Raw genomic sequence first — 25,710 nt, 5'->3', positions numbered from 1 at the left:
TATTGAGATGAATCAAAAGGGTTTCAGCAAACCACTTATTTTAATCGGCAATTAAAACCCATCTTGGTGTCAACGATATTATTTTCATAACCTAAGCTTTGAATAAATTGATTTCGATCTGCTACTAACTGCTGATCGGCAGGGCTAAGACGCGCTTTATTTTTTTGTGCCAACGCATAGGTTTCATTCACTAAACCCTGATAGATCCCGCAAACTTCCTGACGCTTGGACTTTTTCAATTGACGACCACCATACCATGAACGTTCAAAATCGTCGGCTTTTAGTGTTTTTCCCCATTCCTCAATACGCTGATTTTGTCTTTGCTGCATTTCCAGCATGCCCTGCTGGATTTCAGCCTTAGTAAAAGGCTTGATCACATCAACCTTCGGTACAACTGGAACATTTTCTGTAGTTGCAGTGACGGTCACTGGTGTCTGTTCTGTTGTGTTCGATACGGTTGGATTAGCCCAACTCATTGATGAAATGAATCCGGTCGCAATCATGACACCAAAAGCTTTTAAATTTATAGATTTCAAGTTTTAAGTACCCGTTTTATTTCTTCACAGTGTTCTTATACACATTTTTATATTGATGCTGAAGTTTTTAAGCCCTTATTTTACAAAACTTCATTGCTGTAAACGGTTCACTGTGTTCACTCCCAATAAAAAACCGCTCGATAGAGCGGCTTTTTGAACAGATCACACTTAGACCAATTCTTTAAAGTCTTGCTGACGCCAAGCTTCATATAAAATCACAGCAGTAGCATTGGACAAGTTTAAACTGCGTGAATTTGGTGCCATCGGCAGGCGAATCCAATGTTCTTTCGGGAACATCATACGGACATCTTCCGGCAAACCACGTGTTTCTGGCCCCATCAACAGCGCCACAGGACGATTTAAATTAGAGGTATGCGGTGTTTCAAAACCTTTAGTAGTTAATGGATAAATGGCATCCATCTCAATACCTTGCGCTTTTAAGCCCGCAAGGCATTCTTCAAAGTTTTCCCATACTTTCATGTGTGCCCATTCATGATAATCCAAACCGGCACGGCGGAGTTTTTTATCATCTAGTTCAAAGCCTAATGGCTTGACCAAATGCAACTGCGCTCCAGTATTGGCACATAAACGAATGATATTCCCTGTATTTGCAGGAATTTCTGGCTCGTATAAAACAACATGTATCACGTATTTTCTCTATATTAAATTGTTTGATAAATACATATTTACCAAGATTTGACCAACTTCACTTTTGCAATCCCCCATGGGACTGCTTCAAGTCCTGACGATTCATCATTTAGAAAATCTTCAATCTCAGACTGTCTTGAAGAATCATCAAATAAATTATTGTAATTAAGTTCTAAATTGAATTTCTCACAAAGCCTATCTGCAAGATGCTGACAATGAAAACTGTGAAAATCTCCACAAGGTTCTATGCCAATATAGTCATAGCCTAAAAGTAATTCATTTGTATCTTCAGGTTCAACAATTACCTTCTTCAAACATGCATAAAGGCCGACCTCTCCTATATTAGGAAAAGTAGGTTTATAAATTTCTAGAATATCCTGTCTATATTCTTCATCAATATACATTGATAATAAGTGAACATTTTGACAATGCTCAAAGAATTTATGCTTATATTCTAAAGCAGTTTCAATATCGTAAAAGAGGCTGATCCAACCAACCTGATCTTGCAAACTATGTTGATCAGCCCACTTCCGCAAGTTACTCAATTGCAAATTAGACAAATTAAACTGGCTTTGTACATCTTCTATTTTAAAATGAGCATTTTTAACGCATGAATAAGACCAATCGCTAATCAAATGATCATTAATGCAAGAACTGCAAGTACGAATAAATTGATTAGCCCTGTTCAATAATGCATGCTGTTTAAGCTGCAACAAATAATAGCCAGCAAAATAATAGGCCATCCATCAATCCAACCATTGAAGTTGTTCACGCAGACTCACCACATCACCAATAATCGTCAATGTAGGCGCCTGAATTTGGTATTCACTGACTTTAGATGCAATATCTGCCAATGTCCCAACCACGACTTTTTGTTCAGGTGTCGTCCCTTTAGAAACCAATGCGACAGGCATGTCTGGACGCTGCCCGTGCGCGATGAGTTTCTCACAAATTTTTTCTAGACCGACCAAGCCCATATACAGCACGAGCGTTTGATTTTGATAAACCAACTCATTCCAAGGCAGCTCCGGTGAACCTTCTTTGAGATGTCCTGTCAAGAAGCGTACACTTTGCGCATAATCACGATGCGTTAAAGGAATCCCTGCATAAGCCGAACATCCAGAGGCAGCAGTAATTCCCGGAACGACTTGGAAGGCAATGCCTGCCGCAAACAGCTCCTGAATTTCTTCACCGCCGCGGCCAAAGATGAACGGATCTCCGCCTTTTAAGCGGCAAACGCGTTTTCCTTCACTTGCATATTTCACTAGTAAGGCATTAATGCCTTCTTGCGGAACAGCATGATTGGATCGTGCCTTACCTACGTAGATTTTCTCTGCATCACGGCGGCAGAGGTCCATAATCGGCTGAGAGACCAAACGGTCATAGATCACCACATCCGCTTGCTGCATTAAACGCAGTGCTTTTAAGGTCAGCAGTTCAGGATCACCCGGCCCCGCCCCAACCAAATACACCTCTCCTTTCGGCTGTTTCCATTCCAATAATGCCTGTTCAATCAAACGATTGGCTTCAGTCAAATTGTCATTAAATACCTGCTCTTTGAGCGGGCTTGCATACAAGTCTTCCCAAAAAATACGGCGTTCATCTGGATTGACGATTTTGGCTTTAACGGCTGCGCGCCATTGACCTGAGAACTCAGCCAGTTTGCCCATGCCATGCGGAATCGAGCTTTCTAACTGGGTGCGTATTTGGCGCGAGAGTACTGGCGATGTGCCATTAGATGCAACGGAGATGACCAGTGGAGAACGGTCAATGATCGCAGGAACCATAAAACGGCAATGCGGCGGATCATCGACACTATTAACCAAGACATTTTCAGCTTCGCAGGCTTCAAAAACCGCCTGATTGACCGCTTTGTCATTGGTTGCTGCAATCACTAAACGAAACTGACGCAGCGCAATGGCATTTTCTTGATAAACCGATTCGTGATAAATCGAGTTGAGATATTGACCTTGAGTTTGATTAACCAAGGTCAATAAATCATTTTCAATTTCGGGTGAGCAAACTGTCAGCTGAGCGCCCGCTTTTGCAAGCAGCACAGCCTTTCTATATGCAATTCGACCACCACCAACAATCAGACAAGGTTGCTGCTGCAACTTCAAAGAGATTGGAAAGATATCCACACACGACCTCAATAGTTTAAATCTGATTGTCTTAAGCAATTTTTGTGCACAAATGTATGCACTTTATCGACTATTAATCGATAAATTCAGCACCGCCCATATATGGACGAAGTACTGTTGGAATTTCAATTGAACCGTCTGCACGTTGATAATTTTCCATCACGGCAAGTAAAGTACGACCAACTGCCAAACCTGAACCATTCAGCGTGTGTACAAACTCAGTTTTCTTTTGGTCAGCACGGTAACGCGCTTTCATACGGCGTGCTTGGAAGTCACCCATGCATGAGCAAGATGAAATTTCACGGTAGGTATTTTGACTTGGCACCCAAACTTCTAAATCATAAGTTTTGATTGCACCAAAGCCCATGTCTCCGCCACACAGAACGACTTTACGGTATGGTAAGCCTAATGCTTGAAGAATACCTTCGGCATGACCCGTTAATTCTTCCAAAGCATCCATCGAAGTTTCAGGTTTTACAATCTGAACCATTTCTACTTTGTCAAATTGGTGTTGACGGATCAAACCACGTGTATCACGGCCATACGAACCCGCTTCACTACGGAAACATGGCGTATGCGCTGCATATTTTAATGGCAAACGTTCTGGATCAATGATTTCATCACGCACGAAGTTGGTTACAGGCACTTCTGCAGTCGGGATCAGGTAGTATTCTTTTTCGCCTTGAAGTTTGAATAAATCCTCTTCAAATTTAGGCAATTGGCCTGTACCACGTAAAGAATCTGCATTAACTAAATAAGGTACATACGCTTCTGTATAGCCATTTTCCAAGGTATGTGTATTTAACATAAATTGGGTAATTGCACGCTGTAAACGCGCCAATGGGCCTTTGAGTACGCTAAAACGAGTACCTGTCAATTTGGTTGCGGTTTCAAATTCTAAACCGCCCATCATTTCACCCAAGTCAGTATGGTCTTTGATCTCAAAATCAAACTGACGTGGTGTACCCCATTTTAAAACTTCAACATTGTCGTTTTCGTCTTTACCTTCTGGCACAGACTCATGAGGTAAATTTGGAATCGATAAAGATTTGGCTTCAAGTTCAGCCTGAAGCTCAGAAAGTGCAACTTCTGCGGCTTTAATTTCATCACCAATAGCAGACATACGTGCCATGATTTCAGATGCATCACCGCCAGCTTTTTTAATTTGACCAACTTGTTTTGCACCAGCATTACGTTCAGCTTGTAACGACTCAGTTTTAGACTGAATTTCCTTACGGCGAGCTTCAAGGTCTGCCCACTCTGCTACGTTAAGTTGAACACCACGTTTTGCTAAGGCTAAGTTTACAGCCTCAATATTATTTCTGAGTAATTTCGGGTCGATCATAGCCAATCTTAAGTAAAGAAAAAAACTGGCTATAGTGTAAGCTCTTAACACTCAAAAATACAGTGACCGAGCTTACAGCTGCCCCTTATTAGACCAATAATCTTGCTTCAAATTGTCTTATTTGGTGTCGTAATTTGGCAAACTTGGTAAATATTCAGGTTTAAATAGTCCTTTAGCCGTAAAATATGGAAGTTTTAGCTCAGGCATGCCCTCTGCATAACTCGCCAATTCATACAGTGGATAAGCAAATACAATCCCGTTCGCACCATAATAAAAATTATCGCTTAACTGAAGTTTTGAACGTTCAATATCATGACTATCTAACCACATATAGTTGGCATCAAAAAGTGCGCTAATCACTTTCGCATCTGCACCTTTGACCAAGACATCTTGTAAAGCCAAACGTTTTTTGGCTTTTAAATCAAAATTGACATATTCAACATGGGACATACCATGAGCCGCATGCGCTGCGTAGGTATAGCTTTCGATTGCAAAAGTTGCGATATGTCCCCACTGACTAATATATCGAACAGAAGTTGTACTTTGACTTAGGCCTGCATCCGTCTTGTCTGATAAATCGATTTTTTGATTCGGCTCAGTTGAAAATGCAATTGGATCTGCCTTTTTAATTCGGTCTGTAAAATATTGATTAATCCAATCAACATTGGTTTCAACCGTTTGAATCGTATATTGGGTACAGCCTTCCGCATCGCAAGCCTGTGCTTTTGGTAATTGCATCGCAACTGATTTAGATTGAATAAGTGGAATCGCATCCGCGACGACTGCTGGCTTCTGTTCCGATGTTTCACCTTCAACAGGTTCATTTCGAGGATGGCAGGCCGTTAATGACCCGACTAAAACCACAGCTGAAACAGCCCAAGCTATATTATTCATATGATTTTTTTTCATCCCAAAATTCCCTATAGCAACAATCAAAACCACAAGTCACTTCATTTAAGCAAACTGTGAATATCAGCATACTACTAAATTTCACTTAAATTCAGCTTGCGTCCTTTACATTTCTCCATAAAAAAAGCAGACCGATGTCTGCTTTTTTTCGCTCATGACAATTATTGATCAATAATGTCCGTACCTTTTGGAGGTACAAAATTAAAGGTTGACGCTGGAATAGACGCATTCACCTTCACATTATTGAAACGTACATGGGTTGTTTGACCTAGTGAGTCTTGGAGAATCATTAAAGTCGGCGCATTTTTCGCACCGAAACTAATGGTTAAGCTTTGAAACACGCCATCGTCACTTTTTGGATATAAGGTGTAATAGGTTTTAGTCTTATTCGGCTGTGTAATACGATAAGACTTCATGATTTGAGCCGTATTACCTGACAATAATAATGCAGGTGTATTCGCAACTTGGTCATCTAAGCTTTGGCGTACTGCTTGTTGTAGGTCTGGGTCATAGATCCAAACTGTTTTACCTGTGGTCGCAATGGTTTGCTTAGATGGGCTGGTTGTTTCCCAATAGAATTTACCCGGGCGCTGAACTTTCATGACCCCAGTAAAAGTCTGGTTCATATGCTGCGCACTTAAACCTTTCTTTTGAGTTGCTTTGGGGTTAGTCACTTTTGTAGTTTGCTGAAAGTTAGCTGTAAAACTTTTAATGCCCGATAATTGTTTCACCAAATTGGCAGTTGCCTGCTGCTCCGACGCTGCAACTGGTGCCGCGAATACTGTCGTACTCATAACCGGTGCCAGTGTCGCTGCACCTAATGCCATAGCACAGATGGTTTTACGAAGCATTTTCATAGATTCACCTTTTATATTTGCATCAACGCAATTTGTTAGATGGCTCCATCTTAAACCACTTTCATTGACTAAATTTAGAGAAAAAAAGAAGTTTTGTATGGTTATTAATGCAAATTGCTGTTTTTTATTCATCATGATGGAGAAATATAAAATAAAAAGGCACTTGATTTGATTCAAATGCCTTTCAAATAGTTAAACAACGATTTAGCAATTTTAATAATCCAATATTGAGTTATTTCCATTGCCAACCGATCGATGCACCAGCGCCAAAGTCACCTTCAGAGTTCCCTGTTGCAGCCAATTTATACACATATTTATTGCTTTCAGTCACTCCACTGAAACCAACTGCCATAGCCTTGTGAACCTTCCCAAGCCCCCATACCTACGCTAAACATGTTGTATCCAGCATCTGTGGGTTGTGGTAAGGAGGCGATTGCAATACTTGAAGCAACAGCACCGTAAACATTATCTTTAAATTTATTGAAATTATGGTTCAATTCATTCACACGTTGATTGGTATAACTATTGGCTTGATTAAGTACATTTGCCCCATGCTGATCTGTATATGCTTTTGAACTATTTAGCACTTCTAGATCTGCTTGACGCATTTGTTTCACATTCACTGCATCAGTGTCTGCCGTACCAGCTGCCACATGAATCATTTGCCGCTCTGCACCAGCCGAGCCAACGGAAACCGTATTATTGCGGTTAGAGCTTGAACCATTGCCTAGTACAACAGCATTATTTGCAGAGGTGTTGATATTGTTACCAACCACATAGGTATTATTACCTGTGACTGTATTATTTGAACCTACTGCACCAGATCCATCACCACCGACTATATTGTTTACACCGAGGGCAATAGACTGATTGCCATCAGCTTTATTACCTGCACCAACTGCAATCGCATCTTGTCCATTCGCAGTTGGTTTAGGTGCTGTATTGGCAACGTTTGATTGAATTTTAATGTACGGATCTGTTTCTTTTAAGCTCAACAACCATTCAACTTCAGTACCGACAAATCCATTTTTTATCGCAAGTTCATACGCACTGAAACCATTTTCACCTGTTAGCCCTTGTGCACCAACTACACCATGTAGACTTTCTAGCCATTGGTCTTCATTACCTTCATAACCATTGTTCACCGCAACTTGATAAGCACTTGCACCATCTAAACCATTGCTGCCATTCAGACCGTTCAACCCATCCTTACCATCGATACCGTCTCGGCCATTGAGTCCATCTTTCCCGGTTGCACATGTAGCGCCTGTTGCTCCTGTATCGCCTTTTTCACCAGCAGGACCTTGAGGACCTATTGGCCCTTCTGGGCCAGGAATTCCACTATTGCAACGATTACAAGTATGCTCAGGTATAACGAGCCATTTCCACCAGCCCATGCAATTGAACCTAGAGAAAGCAAAATACTCACAGCAAGTAATTTTGGTACAGCTTTAATAGCGATTGAAGTTGTTTCACCAAGTCCTAGTGTCTTTTCAAATTCAATTTGTTGGCTTTTATCAGGACAATTCCTTTTCTGATAGTCAGCACCGATAAAAACTGTATTCAATATTTTATTCATGTCCCTATCCTTTTTTTGTATTTGTACTCCTCTATTACGCTCTTTAATTTTTGTGATTTAAATCACTATTTATGGTTATTTATTGATATATACAACGTTTGTAACAATCTAAAAAAATACATCACATTTTCTTCAGACGAAAAAAAACCCGCAAAAAATGCGGGTTTTTTTCTACTCAAGCTTACGCTTCAACAGATACGTAGCGACGACCGAATTGGCCTTTCACTTCGAATTTTACAACGCCGTCAGCAGTTGCAAATAAAGTATGGTCACGGCCCATACCTACATTTACACCAGCGTGGAATTCAGTACCACGTTGACGAACGATGATGTTACCAGCAGTCACAGATTGACCGCCGTAGATTTTAACACCCAACATTTTTGGGTTCGAGTCACGACCGTTTTTAGTCGAACCACCGGCTTTTTTAGTTGCCATGTCTACTTACTCCTCGTAATTAGCCTGAAATAGCTGTAATTTTCAACTCAGTGAACCATTGACGGTGACCTTGTTGTTTACGATAGTGTTTACGACGACGCATTTTGATGATGCGGATTTTGTCGTGACGACCATGGCTAACTACTTCAGCAGTTACTTTAGCGCCAGCTACTACTGGTGCACCAATTTGAATGCTGTCACCGTTAACAAGCATCAACACGTCATCAAAAGTAACAGTTGAGCCAGTTTCAGCTTTCAATAATTCTACTTTAAGGGTTTCACCCTCAACTACACGGTGTTGTTTACCACCGCTTTGGATTACTGCGTACATTTAAGTACTCCAAACATGCCCGTGTTGTCGTGCCGGTAAAGGGATATACCGATCTTAAAACGATCGTCACTGGGGTTTCGTAAAGGCAAAGATTTTAAGGGATAACCCGAAAAACAACAAGTCATTTCCGTAAAATATTAGATGAGTATGCGTTTATTATATAAACAGTGTCATTAAAACCATTAAAATGAGTGCTCTATTTCACTTATCATGCTTTTGGCAAGGTTTGACATAGATTGTTAGCAACAATTCGCTAATATACACTGGACTGACATCAACAACATGCTGTTCAAACAACATGCTAAAGATAAAAGTCTGTTAAAAAATAAGTACAATACTTCCGCTTGATGAAAAAAATCACTTAAGATTAAGTCAATTGAGTAAGTTCTTATCTGTTATTCATATAACAAATTGCTACACTACGTCTGTAATTCAAAAATTATTGAGGTTTCTCTTCATATGACCATCGACTTTAAGCAAGATATTCTCGCGCCTGTTGCTACTGACTTTGCTGCGATGGACAAATTTATTAATGAAGGGATCACGTCTAAAGTTGCCTTGGTCATGGCAGTCAGTAAACATGTGGTTGAAGCAGGCGGTAAACGCATGCGTCCCATTATGTGCTTACTTGCAGCAAAGGCTTGTGGCGCAGAAGATTTAGAAAAACACCGTAAACTTGCAGCAATTATTGAAATGCTGCATACCGCGACCTTGGTACATGACGACGTAGTCGATGAATCGGGTTTACGCCGTGGCCGCCCAACCGCAAATGCGACATGGAATAATCAAACTGCCGTACTAGTGGGTGATTTTTTGATTTCTCGCGCTTTTGATTTATTGGTGGATCTAGACAGCAAAGTATTACTCAAAGACTTTTCAACAGGTACCTGTGAAATTGCTGAAGGTGAAGTTTTACAACTTCAATCACAGCACCAACCTGAAACTACTGAACAAACCTATTTAGATATTATTCACGGTAAAACATCACGTTTATTTGAGCTCGCTACCGAAGGTGCAGCGATTCTGACTGGTACACCAGAGTACCGTGAACCGCTTAGAAAATTTGCCGGACACTTTGGAAATGCCTTTCAAATTATTGACGATATTTTAGATTACACCTCAGATGCTGAAACATTAGGTAAAAATATTGGTGATGATTTAATGGAAGGTAAACCAACTTTACCTTTAATCTCTGCCTTAAAGAATACCACTGGCGAAGAACATGACATTATTCGCCGCAGTATTGCCACAGGTGGTACGGCAGATTTAGAGCGTGTTATTCAGATTGTACAAAGCTCTGGGGCACTTGATTATTGTAGCCAACGAGCGACTGAAGAAACTGAGGCAGCACTAGCCGCTTTAGCAGCGCTACCAGATACTGAATATCGTCAAGCTTTAATCAACCTCGCAAACTTGGCATTACACCGAATTCAATAATTAACAATATTCATCGTAATTCCCCTTGCCTATGCATATAAAACTGAATGATATCTTTTTGACCATGCAGCAACAGCTCGATACCCCTCGGGCTGTGCTGGATGAAAACTTGCTGATCGAATTGGTCAACCGAATTCGACCAGAAGATACAAAAAATACCGACGAAATTAAGAAAAAATTTCAGGCTTTCATCCAAGCTTTACTCATCACGCCAGATGCAGCCTCTACCCTGCAAAGTTTTGTCCTAAAGCTCATTAGCCGATATAAACAAACCAGTTTATATGCGGACACGGGTATTTTGTCTCTCGATGGTTTCTGGGGACAACTGTTCCAACGGCTTGGCGCACATTTTCTTCCTCTGATCAATGACGAAACTCAATTACAAGATTTAGTCCGTCGAGTTTTTTATCGTCATAGCGACAAATATTGGCTGGACAGTATTGATGATCAGCAATGGATGCAGCTCTTTCGATTGTTTAACCAAGGTCATAGCAATCAGGAAGAAAAAAAGAAAATTCGCCGTGAGTTAATTAAAGCTATTACCGTTTTGTCCTATCGGGTAAGTGGTATTGGCTTATATCCTGAATTTATTAATGCACAGCCTGAACTGACCGAATATGAATCACCTTTTTTGGTGCAAAACCGTGAAATAAATGATTTTATTCAGCAGTATAAAAAGCTCCATCAAAGTGCTGAAGAAATGAGTGCTGTGCTACCGCCAGATGCTTCTCAAGCGTTGGTAATGCTGGAACAATGTCGTGATGTGGTGCTGAAGATTCGGCGTGCGACCAAACGAATTGGTGTAAGTGTCAGCCTGACTTACTTATTGTCGCTTTTAGAACAGTGTTTAGATCGCTTAGAAATCTTACTCAACCTAATTGTTGAAGAAGATGATGTCCGCTATGTGTCTATGGGTAGTTTACTCAGTGATGTGACGTCAGCGATTTATAGCGAGCGCAGTGTGCGCGATTTGCTCGCCACCAATAGTGAATTGGTTGCCCTACAAGTCACCGAAAACGCAAGTAAAACTGGCGAACACTATGTAAGTACGGACAAACAAGGCTTTATGAGCATGTACCGATCTGCGGCAGGTGCCGGTGTGATCATTGCATGTATGGCAACTTTAAAAGTGCTGATGGCCCGTGTCAGCATGGCACCGCTCATGCAAGCCATTTCATATAGTCTGAACTACTCTTTCGGCTTTATGCTGATTCATGTCTTACATTTTACTGTTGCCACTAAACAGCCTGCGATGACAGCTGCCGCCCTTGCCTCGACGGTTCAGCATCGTAAAGGCTCGAAAATGGCGCAGATTGCCGAACTTGCCGCGCTAATTATTAACATCATTCGAACCCAGTTTATTGCAATCTTAGGCAACATCAGTATTGCGATTCCTGTTGCAGCATTGATCGCCTTAAGTTGGGACATGGCTTTACATGAGCCATTAATGAATCATGCAAAAGCAGCTAAAACCTTACACGACCTCAATCCATTTACCTCATTGGCTGTGCCACATGCTGCGATTGCTGGGGTATGTTTGTTTTTATCAGGTTTGCTTGCTGGATACTTTGACAACATGGCGATCTATCGCAAAGTTGGACCACGGATTCAAGCACATCCAAAGTTAAAACGCATCATGGGTCAAGAGAGACTGGATAAGCTTGCCGCTTACATTGAGCGAAACTTAGGTGCTTTAGCAGGTAACTTCTTATTCGGGATCATGCTGGGCAGTATGGGAACGATTGGATTTATTTTTGGTTTACCTTTAGATATTCGCCATATCGCCTTCGCCTCGGCCAACTTCATTCAAGGCCTCATCAATATTAATGGTTCACCAGACATTGGCTTAATCATTGTGTCATTCTTAGGAGTTATTCTGATCGGTCTGACTAACTTATTCGTCAGTTTCACGTTAACCATTATTGTGGCACTACGGGCACGTCGCGTAAGATTTGAACAATGGAAACCACTGGCTAAATTGGTGATGACTCATTTTCTAACGCGACCAAGTGACTTTTTCTGGCCACCGAAAACCCCACTTGAAGTTGAAGATGGCACACAAGCCAGTAAGAACAATCATTAGCAGATTTGTGTTTTATTTTAGTAAGATGTAAATGAACACAAAAAATAAAATCAGTATGATTTACACATACTTGAAATAAAGTGTACTGATGAGTACACTTTAATCCATTAATTAACCGAGCTCAAACCGGTTAAAATGACAAGGAATAAAATATGCCACGAACGCTACTGTTTGTTGGTTTTTTTGCATTAATTATCAGTGTGTTGTCGCTTTATTCTAGCTATTTAAATCTATTAGATTTAAGTATCGTGGAATGGATGAGTCAGCACCGTATTGCTGTTTTTAATCAAATTGCCATCGGACTTTCGGCGCTAGGGGGCATGCCTTTTGTATTATTTTTCACCACGCTATGGTGTTTACACTTTGCGTGGTATAAAAAATACACAGAGATTGTTTTTATCAGTATAGGGATCTTTGGAAGTATCGGCCTTGCATGGTTGCTTAAATTTACGTTCACCAGACCGCGTCCCCCAGAAATGTACCATCTTGTAGCATCTTACGGGAGTTCATTCCCAAGCGCACACAGTTGTTATGCTGCATCGCTTGCGTGTCTGATGATCTTGATTTACCGACAACATGCTCAACATCGCTTGATCACCATTTTGGCATTGTTATGGATGCTGTGTATGGGTGTTTCGCGAGTATATGTTGGGGTTCATTTTCCGACAGATGTCTTATCCGGTTGGAGCATAAGTTTTATTTGGATCGCGCTACTTTATTTGAGTTACATCAAAATCAGTAAAGCGTAAACAAATGAATAATTTAGATAAATATCTAATTGAGGTGGAACAATGATGTCTGCAAAGCTTTGGGCTCCTGCCCTGACTGCTTGCGCATTGGCAACAAGTATTGCACTTGTTGGTTGTAGCAAAGATCCTAAAGATGCACAGCAAGCTGCTGCTGCACAGCAAATGCCACCAACTGAAGTCGGTGTCATTGTTGCCCAACCGCAAAGCGTTGAACAATCTGTTGAACTTTCAGGCCGTACATCTGCCTATGAAATTTCAGAAGTACGTCCACAAACCAGTGGTGTAGTACTGAAACGTCTATTTGCAGAAGGTAGCTATGTTCGCGAAGGACAAGCCTTGTACGAGATCGACTCGCGTACAAACCGTGCTTCAGCTGACAGTGCTCGTGCTGCTTTAACACGTCAACAAGCAAACCTAAACGTGTTACGTGTTAAAGAAGGTCGTTACCGTCAGCTTGTTGGGTCAAATGCGATTTCAAAACAAGAATACGACGATATTGTTGCGCAAGTTAAACTGGCTGAAGCAGACGTTGCTGCATCTCAGGCAGAACTTAAAAATGCTGAAATTAACTTAGGTTATTCAACTGTACGTGCGCCAATTTCGGGTCAAACAAACCGTTCAACTGTGACTGCTGGTGCATTAGTTACTGCATCTCAAGCTGATCCATTAGTCACAATTCAACGTCTTGATCCAATGTACGTTGACATTAACCAATCAAGTGCTGAACTTCTTCGCTTACGTCAACAATTAAGCCAAGGCAACTTGGACAGCAGTAATAACACCAAAGTGAAATTACGTCTTGAAGATGGTAGCGAATACCCAATTGAAGGTCATCTTGCATTTTCTGATGCGAGTGTGAACCCAGATACAGGTACGGTTACACTTCGTGCTGTTTTTTCTAACCCGAATCATTTATTACTTCCGGGTATGTTTGCCAATGCTCGCATCGTTCAAGGTGTGATTCCAAATGCTTACCTGATTCCACAAGCTGCCATTACGCGTACCCCTACAGGTCAAGCAATGGCAATGATTGTGAATGCAAAAGGTGCTGTTGAATCTCGTCCTGTAACCACTGTTGGTACGCAAGGTTCGAATTGGATCGTGACTCAAGGCTTAAACACTGGCGATAAAGTGATTGTTGACGGTATTGCGAAAGTTAAGCCAGAGCAACAAGTTGTAGCCAAACCATATCAACCTCAGGCTGCTGCACCTCAAGGTGCGCAACAACCTACTGCAGCAAAGCCAGATGCTAAAGTTGCAGAACAAGCAGCACCTAAATCTGAACAAAAAGCTACTTCAAACGCATAGGGAGTAGACTGAATGGCTCAATTCTTTATTCATCGCCCCATTTTTGCATGGGTGATTGCATTGGTGATTATGCTGGCGGGTGTACTCACGCTATCTAATATGCCAATTGCACAGTATCCGACCATTGCGCCGCCAACGGTTTCAATCTCTGCGACTTACCCTGGTGCGTCTGCAGAAACAGTTGAAAACACCGTAACCCAAATCATTGAACAACAAATGAATGGTTTGGATGGCTTACGTTATATTTCGTCAAACAGTGCGGGTAACGGTCAAGCATCTATTACATTGAACTTTGAACAAGGGATCGATCCAGATATCGCCCAAGTTCAAGTCCAAAACAAACTCCAGTCTGCGACAGCGCTATTACCTGAAGACGTACAACGTCAAGGTGTAAAAGTCACCAAATCTGGCGCAAGCTTCCTACAAGTTGTAGCATTCCACTCACCATCGGGTAAGTTGACTGCGGACGACATTAAGGACTATGTAAACTCGAATATTTCTGAACCTCTCAGCCGTGTGGCAGGTGTAGGTGAAGTCCAAGTATTCGGTGGTTCTTATGCGATGCGTATTTGGCTAGATCCAGCCAAAATGGCAAACCTGAAAGTTACACCGAGTGATGTGGCTGCGGCTATCCGTACACAGAATGCTCAGGTTGCTGTTGGTCAGTTAGGCGGTGCGCCTGCAACTGAAGGTCAAGTACTGAACGCGACAGTTACAGCACAAAGTTTGTTGCAAACACCAGAGCAGTTTAAAAACATTTTCCTGCGTAACAGTAGTGATGGTGCTCAGGTACGTTTAGGTGATGTTGCACGTGTTGAATTAGGTGCTGACAACTATCAGTTCGACTCTAAGTTCAACAACAAACCTGCTGGTGGTGTAGCGATCAAACTAGCAACTGGTGCAAACGCATTAGACACAGCCGAAGCTGTTGAAGCACGTTTAAAAGAACTACGTCCAAACTACCCTGAAGGTTTAGAAGACACGCTTGCATTTGATACGACTCCATTCATTAAGTTATCGATTGAAAGTGTTGTACATACCCTTGTAGAAGCCGTGATTCTTGTATTCTTTGTGATGTTCTTATTCTTACAGAACTGGCGCGCAACGATTATTCCGACATTGGCTGTACCTGTAGTGGTATTGGGTACTTTTGCTGTCATTAACATGTTTGGTTTCTCGATCAACACACTCACCATGTTCGCGATGGTACTGGCGATTGGTCTCCTCGTGGATGATGCGATTGTTGTCGTAGAGAACGTTGAACGTGTCATGGTTGAAGATCATCTTGACCCAGTGACTGCAACTGAAATCTCAATGAAACAGATCTCGGGTGCCTTAATCGGTATTACCTCTGTGTTAACCGCTGTATTCGTGCCGATGGCATTTTTCGGTGGTACAACAGGTGTAATTTATCGTCAGTTCTCAATCACGCTGGTAACAGCAATGATTCTGTCATTGATTGTGGCATTGACCTTTACCCCTGCCCTATGTGCGACCATGTTGAAACAACATGATCCAAACAAACCTGAAAGCAACAACATCTTTGCCCGTTTCTTCCGTTGGTTTAACAGCTCTTTTGATAAAGTTGCGCATAAATACCAAGGCGGCGTGAACTTCATGACACACCACAAGATTTTCTCTGGTGTGATTTATGCAGTTGTAATCGGCTTATTAGTGCTTTTATTCCAAAAGTTACCATCATCATTCTTACCTGAAGAAGACCAAGGTGTTGTAATGACACTGGTACAGTTACCACCGAATGCCTCACTTGAGCGTACGGATAAAACTGTCACTGCAATGACCGATTACTTCCTGAAAAACGAAGAAAAATATGTCGATTCTGTATTCAGTGTTGCCGGTTTCTCGTTCACAGGTGTAGGTCAAAACGCAGGTCTTGCATTCATCAAGTTAAAAGATTGGGAAGACCGTACATCACCTGAATCTCAAGTGGGTGCGATTATTCAACGTGGTATGGCATTGAACATGATCGTGAAGGATGCTTCATACATCATGCCAATCCAATTACCAGCAATGCCTGAATTGGGTGTAACTGCCGGCTTCAACTTGCAGTTAAAAGCTTCTGCAGGTCAAACCCATCAACAACTTATCGATGCCCGTAATATGGTGCTCGGTATGGCTGCTCAAGATAAACGCCTCATGGGTGTTCGTCCTAACGGTCAAGAAGATACACCACAGTACAAAATCACGATTGACCAAGCTCAAGCCGGTGCAATGGGTGTGAGTATTTCTGAGATTAACACCACAATGGGTATGGCATGGGGTGGTTCTTACATCAATGACTTCGTTGACCGTGGTCGTGTGAAGAAAGTCTATGTACAAGGTGAAGCTGCGGCACGTATGATGCCTGAAGACCTGAGCCAGTGGTATGTCCGTAACAACCAAGGCACAATGGTTCCATTCTCGACCTTCGCTACTGGTGAATGGACTTATGGTTCACCACGTCTTGAACGTTATAACGGTATCGCATCTGTGAACATTCAAGGTTCACCGGGTGTGGGTGTAAGTTCGGGCGACGCGATGAAAGCGATGGAAGAAATTGTACAAAAACTTCCTTCGATGGGCGTTCAAGGCTTTGACTATGAATGGACTGGTCTATCTCTAGAAGAACGTGAGTCTGGCGCACAAGCACCATTCTTATACGCACTTTCATTGTTAATCGTCTTCCTATGTCTTGCTGCCTTGTATGAAAGCTGGTCTATTCCGTTCTCAGTTTTACTGGTTGTACCATTAGGTGTATTGGGTGCGTTATTACTGACTTTCCTTGGAATGGTGTTCTTCAAAAATCCAAACTTGGCGAATAACATTTACTTCCAGGTGGCTATTATTGCCGTCATTGGTTTGTCCGCGAAGAATGCGATCTTGATCGTAGAATTCGCCAAAGAACTTCAAGAAAAAGGTGAAGATCTGTTTGACGCAACATTGCATGCCGCTAAAATGCGTCTACGTCCAATTATCATGACCACTTTAGCCTTTGGTTTTGGTGTACTTCCGCTTGCGCTTTCTTCGGGTGCAGGTGCAGGTAGCCAGCACTCCGTAGGTTATGGTGTATTGGGTGGCGTAATCAGTTCTACCCTACTTGGTATCTTCTTTATTCCTGTGTTCTACGTATGGATCCGAAGTATCTTTAAGTACAAACCAAAACAACAAAATAATCAGGAGCATTTATCGTGATGCAAAATGTATGGTCTATTGCAGGTCGTAGCATTGCGGTTTCTTCACTTGCGCTTGCTTTGGCTGCCTGCCAAAGCATGCGTGGTCCAGAGCCGGTTGTTCAGACCAATATCCCCGAAAGCTACACAGCAAGTGCTTCTGGTACTTCTGTTGCTGAACAAGGATATAAAGATTTCTTTGCTGACCAACGTCTGGTACAAGTTCTTGACTTAGCTTTAGCCAATAACCGTGACCTACGTACGGCTGCTTTAAATATTGAACGTGCACAGCAACAGTATCAAATCACTGCCAATGGTCAATTACCAACCATTGGTGCAAGTGGTAGCGTACTTCGTCAAGACACGATGAATTCAAAGCCTATCACCTCTTATAATGTCGGTTTAGGTGTCACTGCCTATGAACTTGATTTTTGGGGTCGTGTACGTAGCTTAAAAGACAATGCTTTAGACAGTTACCTTGCAACTGCAAGTGCCCGTGATGCAACACAAATTGCGTTGATCGGTCAAGTGGCTCAAGCATGGTTAAACTATGCATACGCTAACTCAAACTTGAAGCTTGCAGATCAAACCTTAAAGGCTCAGCTTGAATCTTACAACCTGAACAAAAAGCGTTTTGATGTCGGTATTGACAGTGAAGTTCCTGTTCGTCAGGCTCAAATTTCTGTAGAAACTGCACGTAATGATGTTGCGAACTACAAAACTCAAATTGCTCAAGCGCAAAATTTATTGAATCTATTAGTGGGTCAACAAGTACCTGCGAACTTGCTGCCGAACCAACGTGTCAATCGAATTACTTCGACCAATACCATTGGTTCAGGTATTCCAAGTGACTTGTTGAACAACCGTCCAGATGTCCGTGCAGCTGAATATAAACTGTCTGCTGCCGGTGCGAACATTGGTGCAGCTAAAGCACGTCTGTTCCCTACTATTAGTCTGACAGGTTCAGCGGGTTATGCTTCAACGGACTTAGGTGATCTATTTAAATCAGGCAACTTTGTATGGTCTGCTGGCCCTAGCCTAGATATTCCAATTTTCGACTGGGGTACACGTCAGGCAAATATTAAAGTTTCTGAAACTGACCAGAAAATTGCATTGTCTGATTATGAAAAATCAGTTCAGTCAGCTTTCCGTGAAGTGAATGATGCGCTTGCAGTTCGCCAAAACATTGGTGACCGTATTGCAGCACAGCGCCGTTTAGTTGATGCAACCAACACAACGTACAAACTATCAAATGCTCGCTTCCGTGCTGGTATTGATAGCTACTTAACTGTACTGGATGCGCAGCGTGCATCTTATGCAGCTGAGCAAGGTTTGTTGTTGCTTGAACAAGCAAATCTCAACAATCAAGTTGAATTGTATAAAACACTTGGTGGTGGTATCAAAGCCAACACTTCTGATGCTGTACAATACCAGCCTTCTACTGCTGAACGTAAAGCGGCATCAAAACAATAATTTGATTTAGCCTAGCCCGTAATATTTGAAAAGCTCACTTCAGTGGGCTTTTTCATTTTTAGATCGAAGCCTCAAAATAAAAATGAACATATTGCTTTTTGTTGAAGAGTTTCCTATCTTCAATTCACCTTTTTATATTGATAACTAAAAATGCTTTTAAGTAATCTTGAATCTGTTCCAGGTCATACCATTACACAACAACTTGATGTCGTTTATGGCAGTACTGTCCGCAGTAAACATGTTGGTCGTGACTTTATGGCTGGCCTAAAAAATATCGTGGGTGGTGAACTCAAAGGTTATACAGAACTACTCGAAGAATCCCGTCAAGAAGCTATGAGCCGTATGATTGACAAAGCACGTGCCTTAGGCGCGAATGCGGTCGTCGGTATCCGTTTTTCAACCTCAAATATTGCTCAAGGCGCCTCTGAATTATTTGTGTATGGCACGGCAGTTCGCGTAGAAGCCAACTCAGCAAAACTACCAAACCCATTTCCAACTCAGGACTAAGTCATGGATGCCTTTATTTTTAAAGTCCTGATCTTTGTGGTGCTCTTTTGTATTGGTTGGGGCTTCGGTCGCCATATCGAACAAAAACATCTCAAAGAACTCGAAGCTCAAGAAAAGCGATTGGCACATATTCGCATAGACAACAACCGCTTTAAAACTACTGAACATTTCGGACAACTTATTTCGAGTAATGTAGTGATTTCACATGATTATTTTAAATATGTGATTGCCAATATTCAGAACTTCTTTGGCGGACGTTTGACCAGCTATGAAAGCATCGTAGATCGGGCACGTCGTGAAGCCGTGGTGCGTTTAAAGCAAGAAGCTGAAAAAATGGGTGCAACGCAAATTATGGGCCTGCGTTTAAGCACCACTGAGTTGGGTATGCAAGGCGGCATGGTCGAAGTCTTTGCGTATGGAACAGCAATTCAAAAGAGAGACATCTGATCTCTCTACTTCTCCCCAATTCATTTTTACTATTTAATTTACTTTACACAATGTGTTTTCAAACTCTTCATAACTCACATTTTCATTGCGACAAACTTTAAAGCAAACTTCATTAAATTTCTTTTCATCAATATTTGGATCATGATAACTAAATGCAACATCTCCAGCATAAGCACGTGCCAGATCTTGCACCACAATGTCAGCTTTACATCCATATAAAGTTGGACATGCCTCTAATGTTCCTTCGTAATACTCTTTACACTGAGTCGGTTCGACATCCACCTTATTGGGTTTTTGCATCGACACATTTAAACCATTTTCATTCATTAGAAGAAAATATTGAAGTTTTCTAAATGGTTTTAAGTCAATCTCGAGTCCCGAATGATTGATACGAGCCAATTGATCTTTGTAAGAATTATGATCATCTGAGATTAACTCTGCATTACCAGCTTTGTCGATTTTGATAAAGCTATAGTTGACAGGCATATATGCGCCACTCCCCTTATGTGCAATCACTTCGATCAAATGATCTTTCGCAATAAATGCTCCCGTAAATACAGTCGATTCAACACTGGTCAGCAACTTACCTTTCACTAAAACACAATATCCAAAACATTGATCTTTGAATCTAGCCTGATCGCCTTTAAAATCATCAACAGGATGAAATTCAGCTCGCCATTTAAAATCACCAATTTTATTCGAGCTATAAGGTAATTTATCAACATCTGAATCTTGAGGATTTTGACTGTAATACTCCGACTTCAATAATCCTTTTTCATCAAACAGTGCTTCGATCGGTAACCACCCCTCATTTGGTCCTCGCATAACAACTTCTGCACTGGCCGCTTCAACTTTAGGTTCAATCTCAACAGATACAGTAACTGGTTCTGATACAGTTCCTATTTCTTTTTCAGGCTTTTCGAGCGTTGACTTCTGCTCAATTTTTTGAGTTTTCTGTTTAAAATAAAAATATGCCACTGTACCGATTGCACCAATGATTGCGCACAAAATGATGGCTATTCCCCATTTGTTAAAATTATTCTTTTTCATTTCTTATAATCTCGTTACTCATTAAAAAAGTCACTGTTAAGAGTGACTTTTAAACTATTTAAACTTGATAAAATTTACTTCACTTTGGTTTTACGAATCATTTTATATAACGTTGTCGGTGATAATCGAGATACCCAAACACCGAGCTTTTCTTTAGAACCACCCACCACGATGTATTCTTCCCCACGTTGCAAAGATTGCACCACCGTTTCGGCAAACTCATTGGCTTCTAGACCATTTTCAATAGCTTCATCCTGATGCCCTTGTGGCTTGCCGGCACCATTGAGTGCATTAAATGAAACATTGGTTTTGACAAATCCGGGGAATATCACCGATACGCCCACCCCTTGATCCGCAACTTCCGCACGTAGACTGTTCGCCCACATATGAATGGCAGCTTTTGCAGCAGAATAGGTCGCGCGGTATTGTGTCCCTAATAAGCCTGCAACACTTGAAACAAAAGCAATTCGACCAGACTTTTGTGCTAAAAATGTCGGTAAAACGGTTTTGGTTATATAGACTTGCGAAAAATAATCTACTTCCATGATGGCACGTTCAGTTTGCATAGTCGTATCCGTGATCAATGCACGCTGACTCAATCCCGCATTATTGATTAGCCAGTCAATTCGACCTTTATGCGCAAGGACTTGTTCATAAGCATGGCGAACTTGTTCTTCATTGGTAATATCGGCACACACTGAAAGATGCTGATCTGGATGTAATAATGAAACACGGACTTTTTCCAACTCTTCAAATCGACGTGCGGTCAAAATGACCTGCGCCCCTTGCAAAGCACATTCTCTTGCTAAAGCTTCACCCAAACCTGAAGATGCCCCAGTAATCCACACCACTTTTCCATTCAAATCATCTCGTTTTGCCATTTTGACATCCTTTTAAATAACTAATTTATTCATTTATATGTATTTTATGCTTTATGTAGTACAGGCTCACTGCTCAAAAACACCATAAAATGGTCAAAGTACTGACTCATCGATTGTGCATCATAAATTTTGCCGAGTTTATCAAAACGTTTATAACCGAGTTGCGTGGTGAGATTGATGACACCGGTTAAAGTTTTATCCACTACCATGTTAAATTTCAGCATTTTTTTCGGTTCTCGCACCAAATGCGTCACCCCGGCATCGACCACTTGTGTAAATGCCTTCAATGCGAGCGGCACATATTGATTCTGCCCTTCTTTCATTTGATTGACATAGGCAAGCAAGTCGGTGGCTAAAGAGGCATCGATCGGATAATGCATATAATGCTGACCATCTTCGCTGTAAAAACGTCCATATAAATAATTTACCATCGGTACAAGGCGGTCATTGCCAAAAAAAGACACCGACCACGGCATATATTTACGGGTCGTTTCACGTATTTGCTGAATAATTTTTTCGGATTCATTGTCTCCAGACTTATTCATGCGCGCCATTTGGCCAAAAACTTGATCTAAAATTTCACATGCAATATCCGCTAAATTATCCCCTAAGGCTTTGGACTGACTTTCTGTTTCACCTGCATTGAGTTTTTGATGAATTGTCTCAAAACGTTGATATGTCGTAGGTTGAATCTTTAAAGAAATAGAATAAGTCATTTGATATTGCTCCTTTTATCTTAGTTTTGGGATCAATGGGTACTTCTTATCTTATGTCCTATCATACGGACTCTTTTATTTACTGCCAAATCCTAAAAGTTAACATTCGCCCAACATCCCTAATTCACCATTTTTTTTGCTACAATAGATCTAATTTTTTATCCACTTTTGATCTGTTTAGACTATGACTGATTCAGCGCAAAATATTGCTACGACCTACGATCCGACCGAGATCGAAAAAAAATGGTACAAGACTTGGGAAGAGAGAGGCTACTTCAAGCCATCTCAAAAAGGTGATTCATTCTGTATTATGATTCCGCCGCCAAACGTCACTGGTAGCTTGCACATGGGTCATGGTTTCAACAATGCCATTATGGATGCGTTGACTCGTTATAACCGTATGTCTGGCAAAAACACCCTTTGGCAGCCAGGTACCGACCATGCAGGTATCGCAACGCAAATGGTTGTTGAACGTCAATTGGGTGCTGAAGGCATCAGCCGTCACGACCTTGGCCGTGAAAAGTTCATTGAAAAAGTGTGGGAATGGAAAGAACAATCTGGCGGGAACATTACCCGTCAAATTCGTCGTCTAGGCTCATCTGTAGACTGGTCACGTGAGCGCTTCACCATGGACGAAGGTCTTTCTAACGCGGTTAAAGAAGTCTTTGTTAAGCTACATGAAGAAGGCTTAATTTACCGTGGTAAACGCCTTGTAAACTGGGACCCTAAACTACAAACTGCCCTTTCTGACTTAGAAGTTGAGTCTGATAAAGAAGAAGCAGGTTCACTTTGGCACTTCAAATATTTCTTTGAAGACAAATCAATCCGCACCCACGATGGTAAAGACCACATCGTTGTGGCGACAACACGTCCTGAAACATTGCTTGGCGATACCGCTGTTGCAGTTGCACTGGATGATGAACGCTATGCAGCGCTTGTTGGCAAGAACATTATCTTGCCAATTACAGGCCGTGCAGTTCCAATCGTTAAAGACGAATATGTAGACAAAGAATTTGGTACAGGCTGTGTAAAAATCACGCCTGCACACGACTTCAATGACTATGAAGTGGGCAAACGCTGTGAACTTCCAATCATCAACATCTTCAACAAAAATGCTGAAGTTCTTGCTGAGTTTGAATATATCGCGAAAGCGGGCGAGCAAATTTCTAAAACCATTCCTGCACCTGCGGACTACATTGGTTTAGACCGTTTTGAAGCACGTAAAAAATTGGTTGCTCAAGCGGAAGCTGAAGGCTGGTTAGACCAAATTCAACCATATACCTTGAAGCCACCTCGTGGTGACCGTTCAGGCGTGATCGTTGAGCCACTTCTAACAGACCAATGGTACGTAAAAATTGCACCACTTGCTGAGCCTGCAATTAAAGCGGTTAAAGATGGCGACATCAAATTTGTACCTGAGCAATACAGCAACATGTACATGGCTTGGATGAACAACATTCAAGATTGGTGTATTTCGCGTCAATTGTGGTGGGGTCACCGTATCCCTGCTTGGTACGATGCTGAAGGTAACGTATTTGTAGGTCGTGATGAAGCTGAAGTTCGTGCGAAAAACGGCATTGCACCTGAAGTTGAATTGAAACAAGACGAAGACGTGCTTGATACATGGTTCTCTTCTGGTCTTTGGACGTTCTCAACTTTAGGTTGGACTGGCGACGCGGCGAAAGATAAAGAAAACTATTTCTTAAATACTTTCCACCCGACTAATGTATTGGTCACTGGTTTCGACATTATCTTCTTCTGGGTTGCCCGCATGATCATGATGACCATGCACTTCATGAAAAATGAAGATGGCACACCGCAAGTTCCGTTCAAAACTGTATACGTTCACGGTTTGGTACGTGATGGCGAAGGTCAGAAGATGTCTAAATCTAAGGGTAACGTGCTTGACCCATTAGATTTGATTGACGGTGTTGATCTTGAAACTTTAGTACAAAAACGTACTTACGGTTTGATGAATCCGAAACAAGCGGCGAAGATTGAAAAAGCGACCCGTAAAGAATTCCCTGAAGGCATTCAATCTTACGGTACTGACGCAGTTCGTTTCACATTCTGTGCGCTTGCCAACACCGGTCGTGACATTAAGTTCGATATGAAACGTGTTGAAGGTTACCGTAACTTTGCCAACAAAATCTGGAACGCAACCCGTTTCGTGATGATGAACTGCGAAGAGCAAGTGATTGGTCAAGACGTTCGTCAAGACCTTTGGGAATTGCCTGAACAATGGATCGTAAGCCGTTTACAAAAAGCAGAACAAGCGGTGCAAACAGCATTTGCAACCTATCGCTTAGACTTGGCTGCTCAAGCGATTTACGAGTTCATTTGGAATGAATACTGTGACTGGTATGTCGAGCTGACTAAGCCTGTTCTAAATGATGAAAACGTATCGGTTGAGCGTAAAGCTGAAGTACGTCGTGTTCTTCTTTCTGTAATGGAAGCATCTTTACGTTTAGCGCATCCGTTGATGCCTTACTTAACAGAAGAAATCTGGCAAACGCTTGCGCCGAAACTGAACATTGTTGGCGAAACCATTATGTTGGCACAGTACCCTGTTGCTGACCAAGCACTTGTCAATGAACAAGCTGAAGCAGATATGCAATGGCTACAAGGTTTGATTGGTGCGGTACGTAACATCCGTGGTGAGATGGGTCTAGGTAATGCTCGTTTGTTGCCTGTTCTGCTTCAAAACACCACTGATGCTGAAAAAGCACAAATTGCACGTATTGAACCTTTGTTTAAAGCATTGGCAAAAGTTGAAAGCATTACTTTCCTTGCTGATGCTGAACAAGCACCATTGTCTTCTTCATCTGTCGTGGGTCATGTGTCTGTCTTCGTTCCAATGAAGGGCTTAATTGACCCGAAAGCGGAATTGGGTCGTTTACAAAAAGACTTAGACAAGGTTCAAAAACAGCATGACCAAATTGCAACTAAACTTGCAAATGAAGGTTTTGTAGCGAAAGCGCCTGCGGCTGTAGTTGAAGGCGAGAAAGTAAAACTTGCTGAATTTGCTGATCAGTTAGCGAAGATTAAAGCGAATATGGAGCAGATTGCAGCGCTTTAATGTGTTGTTAATTTAACCAATTTCGTAG

The 25,710-nt window shown here is 41.7% G+C and carries 24 protein-coding genes; 9 read left to right on the top strand and 15 right to left on the bottom strand.

Going from position 1 to position 25,710, the window contains the following annotated elements; all coding sequences use genetic code 11:
• Positions 1-35 precede the first annotated feature (35 nt).
• The 12 genes from FTV50_RS01155 to rplU form a co-directional block, all read right to left on the bottom strand.
• Positions 36-536, bottom strand: a complete 501-nt coding sequence (locus FTV50_RS01155; RefSeq protein WP_218950690.1) for a hypothetical protein — start codon at positions 534-536, stop codon at positions 36-38.
• Positions 537-704: 168 nt separating this feature from the next.
• Positions 705-1,184, bottom strand: a complete 480-nt coding sequence (locus FTV50_RS01150; protein ID WP_111885295.1) for a tRNA (cytidine(34)-2'-O)-methyltransferase — start codon at positions 1,182-1,184, stop codon at positions 705-707.
• A gap of 38 nt (positions 1,185-1,222) precedes the next feature.
• Positions 1,223-1,927, bottom strand: a complete 705-nt coding sequence (locus FTV50_RS01145; protein ID WP_180023216.1) for a hypothetical protein — start codon at positions 1,925-1,927, stop codon at positions 1,223-1,225.
• Positions 1,928-1,930: 3 nt separating this feature from the next.
• The gene (gene cysG, locus FTV50_RS01140) at positions 1,931-3,325 is read right to left on the bottom strand and encodes a siroheme synthase CysG (RefSeq protein ID WP_180023215.1); all 1,395 of its coding nucleotides are present in this window, start codon (positions 3,323-3,325) and stop codon (positions 1,931-1,933) included.
• Between the two features lie 73 nt (positions 3,326-3,398).
• Positions 3,399-4,670, bottom strand: a complete 1,272-nt coding sequence (serS, locus tag FTV50_RS01135) for a serine--tRNA ligase (RefSeq protein WP_180023214.1) — start codon at positions 4,668-4,670, stop codon at positions 3,399-3,401.
• Positions 4,671-4,787: 117 nt separating this feature from the next.
• Positions 4,788-5,579, bottom strand: a complete 792-nt coding sequence (locus tag FTV50_RS01130) for an RsiV family protein (protein ID WP_180023213.1) — start codon at positions 5,577-5,579, stop codon at positions 4,788-4,790.
• Positions 5,580-5,740: 161 nt separating this feature from the next.
• The gene (gene lolA, locus FTV50_RS01125; RefSeq protein WP_111885313.1) at positions 5,741-6,436 is read right to left on the bottom strand and encodes an outer membrane lipoprotein chaperone LolA; all 696 of its coding nucleotides are present in this window, start codon (positions 6,434-6,436) and stop codon (positions 5,741-5,743) included.
• Between the two features lie 232 nt (positions 6,437-6,668).
• A complete protein-coding gene (locus tag FTV50_RS01120) occupies positions 6,669-6,767 on the bottom strand; it encodes a YadA-like family protein (RefSeq protein WP_218950688.1) in 99 nt (32 codons plus the stop codon).
• Positions 6,760-7,833, bottom strand: coding sequence for a hypothetical protein (locus FTV50_RS01115; RefSeq protein WP_218950687.1), 1,074 nt, complete (start codon positions 7,831-7,833; stop codon positions 6,760-6,762). The genes FTV50_RS01120 and FTV50_RS01115 overlap by 8 nt, the downstream gene beginning before the upstream one ends.
• Entirely contained in the window at positions 7,749-8,015 is a 267-nt protein-coding gene (locus FTV50_RS01110; RefSeq protein ID WP_180023211.1) for a hypothetical protein, read from the bottom strand. Before FTV50_RS01110 ends, FTV50_RS01115 begins: the two co-directional genes overlap by 85 nt.
• Positions 8,016-8,196: 181 nt before the next feature.
• On the bottom strand, positions 8,197-8,451 hold the full coding sequence (rpmA, locus tag FTV50_RS01105; RefSeq protein WP_067764378.1) for a 50S ribosomal protein L27: 255 nt from the start codon (positions 8,449-8,451) through the stop codon (positions 8,197-8,199).
• Between the two features lie 19 nt (positions 8,452-8,470).
• The gene (gene rplU, locus FTV50_RS01100; protein ID WP_078191390.1) at positions 8,471-8,782 is read right to left on the bottom strand and encodes a 50S ribosomal protein L21; all 312 of its coding nucleotides are present in this window, start codon (positions 8,780-8,782) and stop codon (positions 8,471-8,473) included.
• A 459-nt stretch (positions 8,783-9,241) separates the two neighbouring features.
• On the opposite strand from rplU, the gene sdsA reads away from it, so the two are divergent.
• The 8 genes from sdsA to FTV50_RS01060 all read left to right on the top strand — a co-directional run bounded on the left by sdsA (position 9,242) and on the right by FTV50_RS01060 (position 19,956).
• A complete protein-coding gene (gene sdsA / locus FTV50_RS01095) occupies positions 9,242-10,219 on the top strand; it encodes an All-trans-nonaprenyl-diphosphate synthase (RefSeq protein ID WP_078191391.1) in 978 nt (325 codons plus the stop codon).
• A gap of 31 nt (positions 10,220-10,250) precedes the next feature.
• Positions 10,251-12,302: a site-specific recombinase gene (locus FTV50_RS01090; RefSeq protein WP_078192207.1), complete on the top strand. Its 2,052-nt coding sequence runs from the start codon at positions 10,251-10,253 to the stop codon at positions 12,300-12,302.
• 152 nt (positions 12,303-12,454) lie between these two features.
• On the top strand, positions 12,455-13,051 hold the full coding sequence (locus FTV50_RS01085) for a phosphatase PAP2 family protein (RefSeq protein ID WP_180023210.1): 597 nt from the start codon (positions 12,455-12,457) through the stop codon (positions 13,049-13,051).
• 42 nt (positions 13,052-13,093) lie between these two features.
• Entirely contained in the window at positions 13,094-14,359 is a 1,266-nt protein-coding gene (locus FTV50_RS01080) for an efflux RND transporter periplasmic adaptor subunit (protein WP_180023209.1), read from the top strand.
• Positions 14,360-14,371: 12 nt separating this feature from the next.
• Entirely contained in the window at positions 14,372-17,551 is a 3,180-nt protein-coding gene (locus FTV50_RS01075; RefSeq protein WP_111885287.1) for an efflux RND transporter permease subunit, read from the top strand.
• Positions 17,551-19,002, top strand: a complete 1,452-nt coding sequence (gene adeK / locus FTV50_RS01070) for a multidrug efflux RND transporter AdeIJK outer membrane channel subunit AdeK (protein ID WP_180005082.1) — start codon at positions 17,551-17,553, stop codon at positions 19,000-19,002. The genes FTV50_RS01075 and adeK overlap by 1 nt, the downstream gene beginning before the upstream one ends.
• Positions 19,003-19,152: 150 nt before the next feature.
• Positions 19,153-19,509 (top strand): YbjQ family protein, encoded by a 357-nt coding sequence (locus FTV50_RS01065; protein WP_180023208.1) that lies wholly within the window; start codon positions 19,153-19,155, stop codon positions 19,507-19,509.
• A gap of 3 nt (positions 19,510-19,512) precedes the next feature.
• Positions 19,513-19,956, top strand: a complete 444-nt coding sequence (locus tag FTV50_RS01060; RefSeq protein WP_111885285.1) for a YbjQ family protein — start codon at positions 19,513-19,515, stop codon at positions 19,954-19,956.
• A 33-nt stretch (positions 19,957-19,989) separates the two neighbouring features.
• Here FTV50_RS01060 and FTV50_RS01055 read toward each other — a convergent pair whose 3' ends face one another.
• The 3 genes from FTV50_RS01055 to FTV50_RS01045 form a co-directional block, all read right to left on the bottom strand.
• Positions 19,990-21,006: a hypothetical protein gene (locus FTV50_RS01055; protein ID WP_180023207.1), complete on the bottom strand. Its 1,017-nt coding sequence runs from the start codon at positions 21,004-21,006 to the stop codon at positions 19,990-19,992.
• A gap of 74 nt (positions 21,007-21,080) precedes the next feature.
• A complete protein-coding gene (locus tag FTV50_RS01050) occupies positions 21,081-21,887 on the bottom strand; it encodes an SDR family oxidoreductase (protein ID WP_180023206.1) in 807 nt (268 codons plus the stop codon).
• Between the two features lie 44 nt (positions 21,888-21,931).
• Complete coding sequence (locus FTV50_RS01045; RefSeq protein WP_180023205.1) at positions 21,932-22,603, bottom strand: hypothetical protein; 672 nt, start codon at positions 22,601-22,603, stop codon at positions 21,932-21,934.
• Between the two features lie 184 nt (positions 22,604-22,787).
• Between FTV50_RS01045 and FTV50_RS01040 the strand changes: the two genes are divergently transcribed.
• Positions 22,788-25,682: a valine--tRNA ligase gene (locus FTV50_RS01040; protein ID WP_180023204.1), complete on the top strand. Its 2,895-nt coding sequence runs from the start codon at positions 22,788-22,790 to the stop codon at positions 25,680-25,682.
• Positions 25,683-25,710 lie beyond the last annotated feature (28 nt).

This window comes from Acinetobacter sp. YH1901134 (assembly GCF_013416965.1).
In the GTDB taxonomy this organism is placed as follows: domain Bacteria; phylum Pseudomonadota; class Gammaproteobacteria; order Pseudomonadales; family Moraxellaceae; genus Acinetobacter; species Acinetobacter amyesii.
Note: the sequence above shows the minus strand (reverse complement) of the source record. Positions and strands in the feature narration are given on the sequence as shown.

Coding starts and splice junctions, on each gene's coding strand:
- FTV50_RS01060 (WP_111885285.1), top strand. CDS start 19,513: ATGGATGCCTTTATTTTTAAAGTCCTGATCTTTGTGGTGCTCTTTTGT.
- adeK (WP_180005082.1), top strand. CDS start 17,551: ATGCAAAATGTATGGTCTATTGCAGGTCGTAGCATTGCGGTTTCTTCA.
- FTV50_RS01090 (WP_078192207.1), top strand. CDS start 10,251: ATGCATATAAAACTGAATGATATCTTTTTGACCATGCAGCAACAGCTC.
- FTV50_RS01045 (WP_180023205.1), bottom strand. CDS start 22,603: ATGACTTATTCTATTTCTTTAAAGATTCAACCTACGACATATCAACGT.
- serS (WP_180023214.1), bottom strand. CDS start 4,670: ATGATCGACCCGAAATTACTCAGAAATAATATTGAGGCTGTAAACTTA.
- FTV50_RS01040 (WP_180023204.1), top strand. CDS start 22,788: ATGACTGATTCAGCGCAAAATATTGCTACGACCTACGATCCGACCGAG.
- FTV50_RS01115 (WP_218950687.1), bottom strand. CDS start 7,833: ATGGGCTGGTGGAAATGGCTCGTTATACCTGAGCATACTTGTAATCGT.
- FTV50_RS01145 (WP_180023216.1), bottom strand. CDS start 1,927: ATGGCCTATTATTTTGCTGGCTATTATTTGTTGCAGCTTAAACAGCAT.
- FTV50_RS01075 (WP_111885287.1), top strand. CDS start 14,372: ATGGCTCAATTCTTTATTCATCGCCCCATTTTTGCATGGGTGATTGCA.
- rpmA (WP_067764378.1), bottom strand. CDS start 8,451: ATGGCAACTAAAAAAGCCGGTGGTTCGACTAAAAACGGTCGTGACTCG.
- FTV50_RS01065 (WP_180023208.1), top strand. CDS start 19,153: ATGCTTTTAAGTAATCTTGAATCTGTTCCAGGTCATACCATTACACAA.
- FTV50_RS01110 (WP_180023211.1), bottom strand. CDS start 8,015: ATGAATAAAATATTGAATACAGTTTTTATCGGTGCTGACTATCAGAAA.
- FTV50_RS01080 (WP_180023209.1), top strand. CDS start 13,094: ATGATGTCTGCAAAGCTTTGGGCTCCTGCCCTGACTGCTTGCGCATTG.
- FTV50_RS01050 (WP_180023206.1), bottom strand. CDS start 21,887: ATGGCAAAACGAGATGATTTGAATGGAAAAGTGGTGTGGATTACTGGG.
- lolA (WP_111885313.1), bottom strand. CDS start 6,436: ATGAAAATGCTTCGTAAAACCATCTGTGCTATGGCATTAGGTGCAGCG.
- rplU (WP_078191390.1), bottom strand. CDS start 8,782: ATGTACGCAGTAATCCAAAGCGGTGGTAAACAACACCGTGTAGTTGAG.
- FTV50_RS01085 (WP_180023210.1), top strand. CDS start 12,455: ATGCCACGAACGCTACTGTTTGTTGGTTTTTTTGCATTAATTATCAGT.
- FTV50_RS01055 (WP_180023207.1), bottom strand. CDS start 21,006: ATGAAAAAGAATAATTTTAACAAATGGGGAATAGCCATCATTTTGTGC.
- sdsA (WP_078191391.1), top strand. CDS start 9,242: ATGACCATCGACTTTAAGCAAGATATTCTCGCGCCTGTTGCTACTGAC.
- FTV50_RS01130 (WP_180023213.1), bottom strand. CDS start 5,579: ATGAAAAAAAATCATATGAATAATATAGCTTGGGCTGTTTCAGCTGTG.